At 70.5% G+C, this 14435-nt stretch carries 16 protein-coding genes; 3 read left to right on the top strand and 13 right to left on the bottom strand.

The window, feature by feature from the left end:
* Window positions 1-155 precede the first annotated feature (155 nt).
* A complete protein-coding gene (locus ACIQD6_RS25025; RefSeq protein ID WP_401885953.1) occupies window positions 156-1121 on the bottom strand; it encodes an NAD(P)/FAD-dependent oxidoreductase in 966 nt (321 codons plus the stop codon).
* 200 nt (window positions 1122-1321) lie between these two features.
* Between ACIQD6_RS25025 and ACIQD6_RS25020 the strand changes: the two genes are divergently transcribed.
* Complete coding sequence (locus ACIQD6_RS25020; protein WP_401885951.1) at window positions 1322-2086, top strand: SDR family NAD(P)-dependent oxidoreductase; 765 nt, start codon at window positions 1322-1324, stop codon at window positions 2084-2086.
* Window positions 2087-2169: 83 nt separating this feature from the next.
* Here the strand turns inward: ACIQD6_RS25020 and ACIQD6_RS25015 are convergent, their stop codons facing one another.
* Window positions 2170-3678 (bottom strand): hypothetical protein, encoded by a 1509-nt coding sequence (locus ACIQD6_RS25015; RefSeq protein ID WP_401885948.1) that lies wholly within the window; start codon window positions 3676-3678, stop codon window positions 2170-2172.
* A gap of 210 nt (window positions 3679-3888) precedes the next feature.
* On the opposite strand from ACIQD6_RS25015, the gene ACIQD6_RS25010 reads away from it, so the two are divergent.
* Window positions 3889-5721 (top strand): endonuclease/exonuclease/phosphatase family protein, encoded by a 1833-nt coding sequence (locus ACIQD6_RS25010; RefSeq protein WP_401885946.1) that lies wholly within the window; start codon window positions 3889-3891, stop codon window positions 5719-5721.
* A gap of 153 nt (window positions 5722-5874) precedes the next feature.
* On the opposite strand, the gene ACIQD6_RS25005 is transcribed toward ACIQD6_RS25010, so the two are convergent.
* The 7 genes from ACIQD6_RS25005 to ACIQD6_RS24975 form a co-directional block, all read right to left on the bottom strand.
* Window positions 5875-6573 carry an antibiotic biosynthesis monooxygenase gene (locus ACIQD6_RS25005; RefSeq protein ID WP_401885943.1) on the bottom strand — a complete coding sequence of 233 codons (699 nt, stop codon included), beginning with the start codon at window positions 6571-6573 and terminating at the stop codon, window positions 5875-5877.
* A gap of 236 nt (window positions 6574-6809) precedes the next feature.
* A complete protein-coding gene (locus ACIQD6_RS25000) occupies window positions 6810-7460 on the bottom strand; it encodes an SMI1/KNR4 family protein (protein WP_401885941.1) in 651 nt (216 codons plus the stop codon).
* Window positions 7461-7651: 191 nt separating this feature from the next.
* Complete coding sequence (locus ACIQD6_RS24995; protein WP_401885938.1) at window positions 7652-7849, bottom strand: hypothetical protein; 198 nt, start codon at window positions 7847-7849, stop codon at window positions 7652-7654.
* Window positions 7827-8816, bottom strand: a complete 990-nt coding sequence (gene dapD / locus ACIQD6_RS24990) for a 2,3,4,5-tetrahydropyridine-2,6-dicarboxylate N-succinyltransferase (protein WP_401885936.1) — start codon at window positions 8814-8816, stop codon at window positions 7827-7829. The genes ACIQD6_RS24995 and dapD overlap by 23 nt, the downstream gene beginning before the upstream one ends.
* A gap of 138 nt (window positions 8817-8954) precedes the next feature.
* Window positions 8955-9158 (bottom strand): hypothetical protein, encoded by a 204-nt coding sequence (locus ACIQD6_RS24985; RefSeq protein ID WP_401885934.1) that lies wholly within the window; start codon window positions 9156-9158, stop codon window positions 8955-8957.
* A 105-nt stretch (window positions 9159-9263) separates the two neighbouring features.
* Window positions 9264-9800, bottom strand: coding sequence for a TetR/AcrR family transcriptional regulator (locus tag ACIQD6_RS24980; RefSeq protein WP_401885931.1), 537 nt, complete (start codon window positions 9798-9800; stop codon window positions 9264-9266).
* Window positions 9800-10120, bottom strand: a complete 321-nt coding sequence (locus ACIQD6_RS24975; protein ID WP_401885928.1) for a DMT family transporter — start codon at window positions 10118-10120, stop codon at window positions 9800-9802. Before ACIQD6_RS24975 ends, ACIQD6_RS24980 begins: the two co-directional genes overlap by 1 nt.
* 182 nt (window positions 10121-10302) lie before the next feature.
* On the opposite strand from ACIQD6_RS24975, the gene ACIQD6_RS24970 reads away from it, so the two are divergent.
* Window positions 10303-11409 carry an oxidoreductase gene (locus ACIQD6_RS24970; RefSeq protein WP_401885926.1) on the top strand — a complete coding sequence of 369 codons (1107 nt, stop codon included), beginning with the start codon at window positions 10303-10305 and terminating at the stop codon, window positions 11407-11409.
* 117 nt (window positions 11410-11526) lie between these two features.
* On the opposite strand, the gene ACIQD6_RS24965 is transcribed toward ACIQD6_RS24970, so the two are convergent.
* Genes ACIQD6_RS24965 through sufC form a run of 4 tightly spaced genes read right to left on the bottom strand, consistent with a single transcriptional unit; the run spans window position 11527 to window position 14432 of the window.
* Window positions 11527-11865, bottom strand: a complete 339-nt coding sequence (locus tag ACIQD6_RS24965; RefSeq protein WP_401885923.1) for a metal-sulfur cluster assembly factor — start codon at window positions 11863-11865, stop codon at window positions 11527-11529.
* A complete protein-coding gene (sufU, locus tag ACIQD6_RS24960; RefSeq protein WP_401885920.1) occupies window positions 11862-12341 on the bottom strand; it encodes a Fe-S cluster assembly sulfur transfer protein SufU in 480 nt (159 codons plus the stop codon). Before sufU ends, ACIQD6_RS24965 begins: the two co-directional genes overlap by 4 nt.
* A gap of 31 nt (window positions 12342-12372) precedes the next feature.
* Window positions 12373-13644: a cysteine desulfurase gene (locus ACIQD6_RS24955; protein ID WP_401885917.1), complete on the bottom strand. Its 1272-nt coding sequence runs from the start codon at window positions 13642-13644 to the stop codon at window positions 12373-12375.
* Window positions 13641-14432, bottom strand: a complete 792-nt coding sequence (gene sufC, locus ACIQD6_RS24950) for a Fe-S cluster assembly ATPase SufC (RefSeq protein WP_401885915.1) — start codon at window positions 14430-14432, stop codon at window positions 13641-13643. The genes ACIQD6_RS24955 and sufC overlap by 4 nt, the downstream gene beginning before the upstream one ends.
* Between the last annotated feature and the right edge of the window lie 3 nt (window positions 14433-14435).

Below are 14435 nucleotides of genomic sequence, written 5' to 3'. Positions count from 1 at the left end.
TGAGCGCCGGTACCGAGCCACCCGCCCCTGGTTCACGGGTCATGGCGTTTCCCGGTGCACGGGGTCACGGTGCTTCCTGCGGCACGAGGGGATGGCGACGGTCACCCGTCGCCATCCCCTGGAGGCGCGCCTCCAGAGGATGTGGCGCTTCGGGCTCAGCCGAGAACGGGGTCCCGGTAGGCGGCGACCGCCTCCCGGGTCTCCTCGGCGATCAGGTCCGCGTTGATCTGGGCCGCCGCGGCGGCGGCCTCGGCCGCGGCCGCACCGACCTGGGCGGCCAGGTTGGTGACATTGCCCGCGACCCACACCTCGGGCACGTCCGTACGACCACTCGCATCGGCGGGGATGTACTCACCGAGCCCGCTCGGATGCTCCTGCGGCCGCAGCCCGAGCCCCGCCAGGAAGCCGGCGCGCGGCACCATCCGCGACGCGACCGTCACCGCCTCGCGGGCCACAAGGGTGCCGTCGCCGAGCCGTACTCCCACAAGGCGGTCGTCGGCGATCTCCAGAGACGCCACCTCGCCGTCCACCACGCGGATGCCACGGGCGGCAAGCTGCCTCGCCTCCTCGCCGGCCGGCGGAGCCATGGTGTGGGAGAAGAGCGTGACATCGTCGCTCCACTGCCTGAACAGCAGCGCCTGGTGCACCGCCATGGGCCCGTCGGCCAGCACGCCGATGGCCTGGTCACGGACCTCCCAGCCGTGGCAGTACGGGCAGTGCACCACGTCCCGCCCCCACCGCTCCCGCAATCCCGGTACGTCCGGCAGCTCGTCGACCAGCCCGGTCGCCACCAGCAACCGACGCGCACCGACCGTGCGCCCGTCGGACAGCACCACCTCCAGCCCCTTGTCGTCCCGGGCCACCGCGGCGACCTCGCCGGACACCACGTGCCCGCCGTAGCCACGGACCTCGGCCCGGCCTCGTTCCAGCAACTCGGCCGGCTGGATCCCGTCCCGGGCCAGCAGCCCGTGCACGCCCGCGGCCGGGGCGTTGCGCGGGGCACCGGCGTCGATCACCAGCACCGAGCGCCGCGCCCTGACCAGCATCAGCGCCCCGCTCAGCCCCGCGGCGCCACCACCGACCACGACCACGTCATAGCTGTTCGCCAGCTGGTTGGTCATTGCGACCACCTCCTTGACGACGACCATGCGACCGCGACCCCGAAAAGCGCAAACATTGTTGCCGTTACGGCAATCCGATGGCCCGGGAAATCGGCCTCGGCCAAGCGCTCGGCGCTGTCGGATGAGGAATCCTCAAGTGCGAGATCATGGTCCTGGTCCCCACGACATGGTTCCGACGACAACGAGAGGCCCACTTCCCCATGAACCTCCCCGCCACCGGCCGCCGCGTCCTCATCAGCGGCGCCTCCCGCGGCCTCGGCCGCGCCGTCGCCCGAGCCTTCGCCGCCAACGGCGACCGCGTCGCCGTCCACTACGGCAGCCGCGCCTCCGACGCCCGGCTGACCCTGGAGTCGCTGTCCGGCACGGGCCACATACTGGTGGGCGGCGATCTGTCGGACCCGGCGGGCGCGGCCCAGGTCGCCGACGAGGCGGCCGAAACGCTCGGCGGAATCGACGTCCTGGTCAACAACGCGGCGGTGAACGAGCCCCACCCGCCGGCCACGACGTCGTACGAGGAGTGGGCGGCGGCCTGGCAGCGCCACATGTCCGTCAACCTCCTGGCCACGGCCCTGCTCAGCCACCGCGCCGCCCACTCCATGATCGAGCGCGCCTCACCGGGCCGGATCGTCAACATCGGATCCCGGGGCGCCTTCCGGGGCGAACCGGACCACCCGGCGTACGGCGCGACCAAGGCGGCCGTCCACGCGCTCGGCCAGTCCCTGGCCGTCTCCCTGGCCCCGTACGGCATCGGCGTGGCGTCCGTGGCACCGGGCTTCTTCGCCACGGAGCGCGTCGCGCACCGGCTGTCCGGCGAGGCGGGCGAAGCGATCCGCGCGCAGAGCCCGTTCGGACGGGTCGCCGAACCGGAGGAGATCGCGGAGGCGGTGCTGTGGCTGGCGTCGCCGGGGGCGCAGTGGTCGTCGGGTGCGGTCCTGGACCTCAACGGAGCGTCGTACCTCCACTGAGGGACCCCGGCGGCCCTACGCCTCCGGCCTCGACCGCCCCCGCGCGACCTCCGACCTCAGCTGCCCCCGCACAGCCTCAGACCTCAACTGCCCCCGCGCGACCTCGCCTTGAACGCCGCCTTCCTGGCGTCCTTCGACACCCCGCGGTCCCGGTGCAGCCGTCCCATCTCCTCCAGCACCTCCACCGTCGCCGGGTGGTCCACCCGCCACGCCGCTTCGAAGAACCCGCTGTGCTGCCCGACCAGGCCTTCGACCAGCTCCTGGAGCTCGTCCGCTTCGCCCTCCGAGTCCAGCTGCGCGGCGATCGTGTCGATGGCGAGCCAGAAGATCATCGACTCGGGCGGCGGCGGCACGTCGCCCGCGCCCAGTTCGGCGAGCCAGACACGGGCCAGGCCGCCCAGTTCCGCGTCGTCGAGGACGTCCCGTACCGCCGGCTCGGCCTCCGCACCGACCAGGGACAGCGCCTGCTGGCAGTGCAGCCGCCGCAGCGGCGCGCCTGCATCAGTGCCGCGCGCGGCGGCCAGCAGCTCGTGGGCCGCGTCGGCCGGAGCACGGCGGGCCAGCCACTGCTCCGTCTCGGCGCGGGCGGCCAGCTCGGGGAAGTGCGCGATGCCGTCGAGCAGCGCGTGCGCGTCCTTGTCCGCGAGGTCGCCGACGAGGGGCGCTTCGACGCCGGCCTCCAGCATCCGGGCCCGGATTCCGTACAGTCCGAGGGCGGTCAGCCGGACCATTCCGTACCGCGAGACATCCTCCTCGTCCACGGGCTCCGCGGCACCGGGTGCGCCGCCCGCGTCCTCCTCGGCCATCAGGGCCTCGTCCACGGGTACGTACGAGACGAGCCCGATCGGCTCCAGCAGCCGGAACTGGTCGTCCAGCCGCATCATCGCCTCGGACACCTGCTCAAGGATGTCGTCGGTGGGTTCGCCCATGTCGTCGGGCACGACCATCGACGCGGCGAGTACGGGCAGGGGTACGGCCCCTTCCGTGGCGCCTCCGTCCGCGACCGTGAGCAGATAGAGGTTGCCGAGGACGCCTTCCAGGAACTCCGCCTCCAGCTCCGGGTCCCAGTCGAGCGTCTCGAAGTCGATCTCGCCGTCGTCGCCGATGGCCGCGGCCAGATCGTCCAGGACCGGCGCGGTCGCGTCCGCGAACACGACGTCCAGGGCGTCGAGCCAGAGCGACAGGATGTCCTGGGGCGAGCCGGAGGTGACCAGCGCGAGCTGCTCGCCCGCCCTGACACGCCCCTCGGCAGCCTCGTGGTCCACACCCAAGGTTCCGTCGGCCGCCGGGCTCCCGTCCTCGTCCTGGTCCTCCACCTCGACCAGCGCCGTGTCGACCGCGACCCGCCACGCCTCACTCGCGTACGCCTCGGCGTCACCCTCCGACAGTTCGTCGCCGAGCCCCAGCAGTTCGGCCGCGGCCGGCAGCTGCTCGTCGACGAGTTCGCCCCCGGCCCGCACCCGTGTCCCCGGCCCGGCCCAGCGGGCGAGGGACACGGCCCGGACGAGCAGCGGTGCGGCGAGCGCGTCCCGGGCCAGCTCCGCGTCCGAGGGCAGTCGCACCGGCGGCAGGGTCGGGTGGTCTCCGGTCATCTGGCGATTCTCCTTGCGGCGTACGGGTCGAGGCGGCCCCCAGCGTAGACGTATTTGACCCCATCCCACCTGGTTCATGTACCCGACAACCTCCCTACACCTGGAACCTCTTGACAAGTACCCCGTCCAGCCAAGAGATTGACGCGCGTAGACATGCGGCATTGCCGTCTCTCTCCCTTCCCTCGCCCTCCCTCCCCCCGGAGTTCTGTGATGCCTTCCTCCGTACCGAGAACGGCCGCCGTGCCGGCTCTCGTCGCCATCGCCCTGGCCGCCGGGCTGCTGGCCGTCGCCGGCCCCGCCTCCGCCGCCGAGACCCGGATCCATGGCATCCAGGGCACCGGCCGGATATCACCGCTGGTGGGCACCCCCGTCACGGACGTCCCCGGCATCGTCACCGGCGTACGGACCTCCGGCTCCCGGGGCTTCTGGATCCAGGACCAGGCCCCCGACAACAACCCCGCCACCAGCGAGGGCATCTTCGTCTACACCGGCTCCGTACCGACCGTCGCCGTGGGCGACTCGGTCACGGTCTCCGGCACGGTCACGGAGTACGTCCCCGGCGGCGCCGCCTCCGGCAACCAGTCGCTCACACAGATCTCCTCGCCCAAGGTGACGGTCGTCTCCTCCGGCAGCCGAGTGCCCGCGCCGGTCACCATCTCGGCGAAGTCGGTGCCCGCCACGTACGCCCCGAAGGGGAACGCGGCCGCCGGCAACAGCATCAACGGCCTGCGCCTGAAGCCCCGCAGCTACGCCCTGGACTACTACGAGTCGCTGGAGGGCATGAACGTCCGCATCGGCAGCTCGCGCGTGGTCGGCGCCACCGACCCGTACGCGGAGCTGTGGGTGACGGTGAAGCCGCACGAGAACGACAGCCGCCGCGGCGGTACGGTCTACGGCTCGTACACCTCCCAGAACACCGGCCGGCTCCAGGTCCAGCAGCTCGCGCCCGCCGCCGAGCGGCCGTTCCCGGCGGCGAACGTCGGCGACGCCCTGACCGGGACCACCGAAGGCCCCCTGGACTTCAACCAGTTCGGCGGCTACACGCTGGTCGCCCGTACGCTCGGCGAGATCACCGACCGGAAGCTCGCCCGCGAGACCACCCGCCCGCAGCGGGACGGCGAACTGGCCGTCGCCACGTACAACGTCGAGAACCTCGATCCGTCCGACGCGCAGAGCAAGTTCGACGCGCTCGCCTCGGGCGTCGTCCACAACCTCTCCTCGCCGGACGTCGTGGCCCTGGAGGAGATCCAGGACAGCACGGGCGCCAAGGACGACGGCACGGTGTCCGCCGAGGAGACGATCAAGCGGTTCACGGCGGCGATCAGCAAGGCCGGCGGGCCCTCGTACGCCTGGCGCACGATCGATCCGGAGAACAACAAGGACGGCGGCGAGCCCGGCGGAAACATCCGCCAGGTCTTCCTCTACAACCCCGCACGCGTCTCCTTCACCGACCGGCCCGGCGGGGACGCGACGACGGCGACGGATGTCGTACGGACCAAGGGCCGCGCGGCGCTGACGCTCTCCCCCGGCCGCGTGGACCCGGCGAACGACGCGTGGACCAACAGCCGCAAGCCGCTCGCCGCCGAGTTCTCCTTCCGCGGGCGCCCGGTCTTCGTGGTCGCGAACCACTTCGCCTCCAAGGGCGGTGACGAGAGTCTGACCTCGCACCACCAGCCGGTGAACCGCTCGTCCGAGGTCCAGCGGCTCCAGCAGGCGCGGACGGTGAACACCTTCGTCAAGGACATCCTCGCGGTCCAGCGCGACGCGGATGTCCTCGTCCTGGGCGACATCAACGACTTCGAGTTCTCCGGTACGGCGAAGGCGCTGAGCGCCGACGGCGCGCTGTACCCGGCGGTGAAGTCCCTGCCGGCCGCCGAGCGTTACTCGTACGTCTACCAGGGCAATGCCCAGGTCCTGGACCAGATCCTGACCAGCCCGTCGATCACCTCCGGCTCCTTCGACTACGACAGCGTGCACATCAACGCGGAGTTCGCCGAGCAGAACAGCGACCACGACCCGCAGGTGCTGCGCTTCCGCCCCTGAGAAGCCGCGGTGGTCCGGCCGTACCCCACGACGGCCGGGCCACCGCTCTCACGGCACCCGCCCGACCGGGCCACCGCGCTGGGCCGGAGCGAACCCGGAACAGCTCCGCCGTACCTCCGAAGCGGATCCGGAACGCGTCCGCCGGAGCCCCTCTCACCCGGCGCTGAGACTGATCGCCGGGGTGTACCGCCTCACCGTGCTGCCCTTCAGCCCCGGGTAACTCTGCACCCGCTTCCACTCGTCGGTGACCGAACCGACCCCGTCCCCGGGCGCACCCAGCGCGGCGACATGCGCCTCCTCGCTCGCCCACTCCGCGTAGTTGAGCACCCGCGTCCCGTCCGTGCTGACGTGGAAGTGCGCCGAGAGCCCACCGTCGGGCGTGGCCGGGTCACTGCCGAGGGCCGCGAAGACGGCATCGACCCAGCTCTTCTGACGCCCGGAGTCGGGGCCGTCGAACTCGACGTCCACGATCACGACACAGCCCGGCACCACGCTCCCGTCCCCGGCCTCGCCGCGGTACGGCTCGTACGAGCGCAGCCCGACGCGCTCGATCCCCGGTACGGCCGCGTCGATCTCCGCGTTGCGCTCGTCCCGGAACGTGCGGACGAACTCCTGGTGCGCCTCCACGTCGCTCCACTGCGAGTAGTGGAGCAGGGTGTCCCCGTCGTTGCCGGTGAGGACGCTGTACGAGAGCAGGCCGACGTCCGGCCACTCACGGCTCCGCCAGGCCCCGGTGATGGCCTCGACGGCGGCGCGCTGCCGCTCGGGCGTGCCGACGCGCCAGGTACTGGCCATGACGACCCCCACGCCGGGCCGGGTGATCTCGGGCAGGTCGGTGATCCGTACGGACATGGCGGTGCCTCCTCGTAGCGCACCCCCGCGGTGCGCCTCAGGCCACCATGCTCAAAGATGAAGTGCGGTTGAGGTCAACAGGCCGTGGCGGCGGCCGTCGGCCCTCCCCGGTCACTCCCCCATACGGTCACCCCGTCCCCGTCACCCCGCTACCCCGTAGACCGGTAGGTCCGTCACCCCATATGCCCGTCGGTCCGTCGGTCCGTCACGCAGTCAGACAGTCGGGAGTCGCCCCGTCACACGACGACGTCGAACCACGACCGCCGCGAGGTGGCCCAGTGCGCCACCCAGCCGGCGAACCCCTCGTCCGCCGTGGTGTGGCCGAACGCCGCTCCGAACGGCGCCGCGCCCACGTCACTGATGTTCCATATTCGGCCCCGGTGCGGACCGGTGACCACCAGATGCCAGTACATCCCGCAGCCGTCCGTACCCAGCACCACGCTCCCGTAGTTGGCGACCGCGTCGATGAGCGGCTCTATCTCCTCGTACGGCCGGGGGTCGTCCTCCCACACCCACGCCTCGGTGAGCGGGAACGGCTCGGACAGCACCCGCTGCGTCTGGTCGCAGCCCCAGTCGGCGGGCAGCGCGGCCACGGGTATCAGCCCGTCGATGTCGGCGGGCCCGTCGCTGCATCCGTCGCAGATCTCGGCGACCAGCGTGCGGTACGGCTCGGGCAGGACGATCCCCTGCTCGCGCTCGAAGGCGCGGACCGCGTCCCAGCCCAGCGGCGGCAGGCAGCGCTCCGCCGGAAAGGCGGCACGCAGCGCCTTCAGCTCCGCCCGGTCGGGCTCACCCCGGTCGGGCTCACCCTGCTCCGGCGCGCCTCGGTCGGCATCGCCCTGCCCCGCATCGCCCCGATTGGCGTTTTCGGTGTTCATGTTCGTCATGCCCTCCATGTCCTCTATTGGACCAGCCCCCACTGACAGTCCGGCCACGGTTACCCCGAAACCCCTTCCAGCACGCCGTTGTTCGGGGCACCGTCACCGGACGGGGGCAGATCTTTACGCTCCACCGGCGACGCCGGGCGAAGACGAGACGTCATGAGAGGCATCCTGCCGCATTCCGAACGGGCGGCCGATCACTGTTCGATGCCGATATGCGGGCGCTCGCGCGCCGTCGCCGTGAAGACGCTGCTCGACCGGCTGGGCTGCCGCCGGGCAGGCCGGTGCGTGAACCGCAGCAGCCCGCCGGCCGGGAGACGGCCGACGGGCTGCTGTGCGTACGGAGAGTTGGTGGCGCGGTCCGGTCGTGGGTCAGTTGTGGCTGTGGAGGACATCGTTGAGGCCGCCCCACACCGCGTTGTTCGGGCGGGCCTCGACGGCGCCGGTGACCGAGTTGCGGCGGAAGAGGATGTTGCTCGCGCCGGACAGCTCGCGCGCCTTGACGACCTGCCCGTCGGGCAGCGTGACGCGCGTACCGGCCGTGACGTACAGCCCCGCCTCGACCACGCACTCGTCGCCCAGCGCGATCCCGATCCCCGCCTCGGCGCCGATCAGGCAGCGCTCGCCGATGACGATGCGCTCCTTGCCGCCGCCGGAGAGCGTGCCCATGGTGGACGCGCCGCCGCCGACGTCGGAGCCGTCGCCGATGACGACGCCCGCGGAGATCCGGCCCTCGATCATGGAGGTGCCGAGCGTGCCCGCGTTGAAGTTGACGAAGCCCTCGTGCATCACGGTCGTACCGGCGGCGAGGTGCGCGCCGAGCCGTACCCGGTCGGCGTCGGCGATCCGGACACCCTTGGGGGCGACGTAGTCGGTCATCCGCGGGAACTTGTCGACCGAGGTCACCTGAAGGTGCAGGCCCTCGGCGCGCGCATTGAGCCGTACGGTCTCCAGCGCGTCCACGGCGACCGGACCGAGCGAGGTCCAGGCGACATTGGCGAGCAGCCCGAACTGGCCGTCCAGGTTCTGGCCGTGGGGCGCGACCAGGCGGTGGCTGAGCAGGTGCAGACGCAGGTACACGTCGTGCGCGTCCAGCGGCTTGTCGTCGAGCGAGGCGATGACGGTACGGACGGCGACAACCTCGACCCCACGACGCGCGTCGGGCCCGATGGCCTTGGCCGCACCGTCCCCGAGCAGTTCCACGGCACGCTCGGCGGTCAGCCGCTCGGTGCCGGCCGGTCCGGGCTCGGCGGAGAGCTCGGGGGCGGGGAACCAGGTGTCGAGGACGGTGCCGTCCTCGGTGAGGGTGGCGAGGCCGGCGGCGACGGCGCCGGTGGTACGGGGGGAAGTCGTGTCGGTCATGCCCAAAACTTAACGGGCCGGACAGCACCGGGGCGAACCGGTCTCAGGAGACGGGCGCGGCAACGGCCGCGCGCCCCACCGGCCGCGCGTCGTCAACGTTTGTACGCCACCACGCGCTGTACGCCACCACCCGCGCCCTCAGCTCAGTCTGTTGCTCTCGGAGCCGCCCACCTCGTGATCGACGTCGTCCTCCGCGCGCGGCAGTGGGCCGTGCCCCTCCGAGTGGTGGTTGACCCAGCCGCAGACGCCACAGCTGTAACGGCCGTCCAGCCCGGCGATCAGCGTTCCGCACTGCCGGCACTCGGCGTAGGTGATCTCGGGCCCCGGGGGTGGGATGTTCATCGGCACAACCTACCGCCGCGCGCCGGGCGGCCGGGAAGGGGCCGCCGACAAGCCGACACCCGCGGAACACTCACGGAACACCGCGGAACACTCACCGCGGAACACTCACGGAATCAGCCGCGCCAGCATCACACGCGTGTAGTCGGCGTCGTACGGCGCGTCCGTCAGCAGCACATGGAGACATATCCCGTCCAGCAGTGCGACCAGCGCCCGCGCGGTGACGGGGTCGATGCGCGACGCCAGCGCCTCGGCGACCGCGCCGCACCACTCCGCGGCGACCGGACGCAGCGCGGGGCGGCGCAGGGCCGCGAGATACAGCTCGTACTCCAGCTCCACGCCGGTACGGTCCCCGCCGAGCCACTCCCCGGTGAGCCGGGCCAGCTCCCCGGCGACATCGCACCCGGGGTCGGCGAGCGCGCCACTCTCCCGTACCGCCGTCGCGAACCCCTCGTTGGCCTGTCGCAACGCGGCGACCAGCAGTTCGTCCAGGGAGGCGAAGTGGTACGTGGTCGAGCCGAGCGGCACATCGGCCTCGGCGGCGACCGTGCGGTGGCTCAGCCCCGCGATACCGCTCCGGCCCACCACCCGGATCGCGGCATCGATGATCCGCTGGCGCCGCTCGGGGTCGTAACGACGGCTCATCAGTGGGCCCCTCCGAAGTTGAGTACGACGACGCCCACGACCACCAGGGCAATTCCCGCCAGTTTGACCATACTCGCCGACTCGTTCATGAACAGAATCCCGATGATCGCGACGGCCACCGTCCCCGCACCGGACCAGACCGCGTACGCGGTGCCTATGGAAATGGTCTTGAGGGTCTGCGCGAGCAGAGCGAAGGCGAGCACGTACCCGGTCACGGTCAGCAGCGAGGGCCACAGGCGCGTGAAGCCCTCGCTGTATTTCATGGCCGTCGTCGCGGCCACCTCCGCCGCTATCGCGGCGGCCAGCAGTCCATATCCCATGCGTACGAGTGTACACATCGATAGGTACGACCGTACACAGCGCCTGATCACCACGGCCCCCCGCCGACCGGTTACGGTGTGCCGTCCGAACCAGGACGACAAAGACATGACAACGACACGACGAACGACACGTGACCACACGTGACGACACTTGACGACACGACGGCGAACGGAGCACAGCGGTGACGCAGGGCACGGGGTGGGGCGGGAACGGACCGTACGGGGACGGCCCCTACGACAACGGTCCGTACGGCTATGCCGGTTGGACGCCGCCTCCTCAGCCGCCCAAACCCGGAGTGATACCCCTGGGCCCGCTCAGCACGAGCGACATACTGACCGGCACCTTCGCCACGATGGGCCGCTACTGGAAGCAGCTCTTCGGCCTGGCCGCCATGGCGTACGGCGCCGCCGCCCTGGTACTCGCGGCCGCGGCCTGGACCGCGTACGCCGCCGTCGGCGACCACCTGTCGCGGGTCATCGACCCGGCCGGGAACGCGGATCCGTCCTGGGACGACATCAGGCCCCCGCTGATCGCGTTCGGCTGCCTCTGGCTCGTCGGCATGCTGACGCTGCTGGCCGCCTCGGCACTGATCCAGGCCGCCTGCCCGGCGATAGCCCAGGAGGCCGTCCTGGGCCGGCCGACAACCGTCGGCGCGGTCTGGCGTAGGGCATCGGCGCGGGTTCCCGCGGTGCTCGGCACCGTTGCCCTCAGCGGGCTGATCGGCTTCATCCCGGCCGCCCTGTTCGTCCTGGGCTTCGGCGGCGCCCTGGTCACCTATCTCACCCTGGGCGACGCGAGTTGGGCGGTCTGGCTGATCCCGCTCGGCTTCCTCGGCCTGCTGGTACTCGGCCCTCTGGCGGTCTGGCTCTGGGTCCGCTTCAGCCTGGCCCCGTCGATCGCCGTGATCGAGTCACAGGGCCCGGTCGCGTCCCTGCGCCGGTCAGTCGCCTTGGTGCGCGGCGCCTGGTGGCGGATCTTCGCCACCTCGCTGCTGGCCGCCCTGATGGCGGGCCTCGCCGGGTCGCTCATCCAGCAAGTGCTCAGCCTCACGGCCGGCTTGCCCGACATGATCGACACATCGGCCCTCGCCGACGATCCGACCGCCGGCCAGATCGTCGCGGCTGTGAGCGGCTACCTGCTGGTGATCATGTTCGGGCAGCTGATCAGCCAGATCTTCTCGGCGACGTTCCCGCCGCTCGTACTGAACCTGCTCTACGTGGACCAGCGCATCCGCAAGGAGAACCTGGCCCCCGCCCTGGCCGAGGCGGCAGCCACCCGGCCCGCCTGACCGCCTGACCGTCTCTCCGGGGCCGCGCACAACGCCGAGGGCCCCACGACCATCCCGGTCGTGGGGCCCTCGGCATACGCAATGCGCGCTCAGACGCTTCGGTACAGGAACGTGCGCTCAGACGTTGAAGCCCAGCGCCCGCAGCTGCTCGCGGCCGTCGTCCGTGATCTTGTCCGGGCCCCACGGCGGCATCCAGACCCAGTTGATCTTGAGCTCGTTGACGATCCCGTCCGTCGCCGCCTTCGCCTGGTCCTCGATCACATCGGTCAGCGGACAGGCCGCGGACGTCAGGGTCATGTCCAGGGTGGCGATGTTCGAGTCGTCGATGTGGATGCCGTAGATCAGGCCGAGGTTCACGACATCGATACCCAGCTCGGGGTCGACGACGTCGTACAGAGCCTCGCGGACCTCTTCCTCGGAGGCCGGCTTCATCGTCACGGTCTCGTTCTCGCTCATGCCGTCTCCTTCGTCGCGCTGTCACCCGTCGCGTCGTCACCCAGAGCCTGGGCCGTCGCGTCCTTCCACGCCATCCAGCTGAGCAGGGCGCACTTGACCCGGGCGGGGTACTTGGAGACGCCGGCGAACGCGACCGCGTCCTCCAGCACCTCCTCCATCGTGTCATCCGGTTCGAGCTGGCCCTTGGACTGCATCAGCTCCAGGAAGGTGTCCTGGATCCGCCGGGCCTCGGCCAGCTCCTTGCCGACCAGGAGGTCGTTCAGCACGGACGCGCTGGCCTGACTGATCGAGCAGCCCTGGCCCTCGTACGAGACGTCCGCGATCCGCGAACCCTCGTACCGCACACGCAGTGTGATCTCGTCACCACACGTCGGATTGACGTGGTGCACCTCGGCGTCGCCGTCCCTCAGACCGCGCCCGTGCGGGTGCTTGTAGTGGTCCAGGATGACGTCCTGATACATCGAATCCAGCTTCACGGACAGCCCCTCACATCAGCCTCTCAAGTCCTCATCCGAAGAAGTTACGGACGTGCTCCAGCCCCTCGGCCAGTGCGTCGACCTCGGCCGGAGTGGAGTACAGATAGAAAGACGCTCGCGTGGTCGCGGGAATTCCGTACCGCAGGCAGACCGGCCGTGCGCAGTGATGTCCCACCCGGACGGCGATGCCCTGTTCGTCCAGCACCTGGCCCACGTCGTGCGGGTGGATGTCGCCCAGCGTGAAGGAGATCGTGGCGCCACGGTCCTCGGCCGTCTCCGGACCGATGATCCGCAGGTCGGGGACCTGTAGCAGGCGCTTCACCGCGTACTCGGTGATCACATGCTCATGCGCGGCGATCTTGTCCATGCCGATCGCGGAGAGATAGTCCACGGCCGCGCCGAGGCCGACGGCCTGCGCGATCGGGGGCGTACCCGCCTCGAACTTGTGCGGCGCCGGGGCGTACGTCGACGAGTGCATCGACACGGTCTCGATCATCTCGCCGCCGCCCAGGAACGGCGGAAGGTCCTCCAGCAGCTCCTGCCGGCCCCAGAGCACACCGATGCCCGTCGGGCCGACCATCTTGTGGCCGGTGAAGGCCACGAAGTCGGCCTGGAGCGCCTGTACGTCGAGCACCTGGTGCGGGGCGGCCTGCGAGGCGTCGATGCAGACCAGCGCACCGACCTCCTGCGCGCGGCGGACGATCGTCTCGACCGGGTTCTGCGTGCCCAGGATGTTGGAGACCAGCACGAAGGAGACGATCTTCGTCTTCTCGGTGATGATCTCGTCGATGTTGGACAGGTCGAGGCGGCCGTCGTCGGTGATGCCGAACCACTTCAGCTTCGCGCCCGTGCGCTGCGCGAGCAGCTGCCACGGCACGATGTTGGAGTGGTGCTCCATCTCCGTTATGACGATCTCGGTCTCGTGGTCCACCCGGTAGGGCTCGTCGGCCCAGCCGAGCATGTTGGCCACGAGGTTGAGCGACTCGGAGGCGTTCTTGGTGAAGATCACCTCGTCGCGGCTCGGCGCGTTGATGAAGGCGGCGACCTTGTCGCGGGCACCCTCGTACAGCGCCGTGGCCTCCTCGGCGATCGTGTACACACCGCGGTGGACGTTCGCGTTGTACCGCTCGTAGTACTCGTTCAGCGCGTCGAGTACCTGGCGCGGCTTCTGCGAGGTCGCGGCGGAATCCAGGTACACGAGCTTCTTGTCATGGATCACCCGGTCGAGGATGGGGAAATCCTTGCGGATCGCCTCGTCGAGCAGCTGATCCGACGAGGTGAGAAGGCCCGGCAGCTGTGTCACGCGACGTCCTCCTTTGAGTTCACTCCGCTTACGGGGCCACCCTTCACGTATGCCTCGTAGCCCTCGTTCTCCAGCTTGTCGGCCAGCTCCGCGCCGCCGGACTCGGCGATGCGGCCCTGTGCGAAGACGTGCACGAAGTCGGGCTTGATGTAGCGGAGGATCCGCGTGTAGTGCGTGATCAGCAGGGTGCCGACCTCGCCGGACTCGCGGACGCGGTTGACGCCCTCGGAGACGACCCGCAGCGCGTCCACGTCGAGACCGGAGTCGGTCTCGTCGAGCACCGCGATCCTGGGCTTGAGCAGTTCGAGCTGAAGGATCTCGTGGCGCTTCTTCTCGCCGCCGGAGAAGCCCTCGTTCAGGTTGCGCTCGGCGAAGGCGGGGTCCATCTGGAGACGCTCCATGGTCTCCCGGACCTCCTTCACCCAGGTACGCAGCTTGGGGGCCTCGCCGCGCACGGCGGTGGCCGAGGTGCGCAGGAAGTTGGAGACGGAGACGCCGGGGACCTCGACGGGGTACTGCATCGCGAGGAAGAGACCGGCGCGGGCGCGCTCGTCGACGGTCATCTCCAGGACGTCCTCGCCGTCCAGGGTCACGGTGCCACCGGTGATCGTGTACTTGGGGTGGCCCGCGAGGGAGTAGGCGAGAGTCGACTTGCCGGAGCCGTTGGGGCCCATGATGGCGTGCGTCTCGCCCTGCTTGACGGTCAGGTCGACGCCCTTGAGGATCTCGCGGGGGCCGTTCTCGGCCTCGACGGAGACGTGCAGGTCGTGGATTTCAAGCGTTGCCATGGG

This window comes from Streptomyces sp. NPDC088400 (genome assembly GCF_044753355.1).
Taxonomy (GTDB): Bacteria; Actinomycetota; Actinomycetes; order Streptomycetales; family Streptomycetaceae; genus Streptomyces.
The sequence above is the reverse complement of the archived record's forward strand: the minus strand, read 5'-3'. Positions and strand labels throughout refer to the sequence as shown.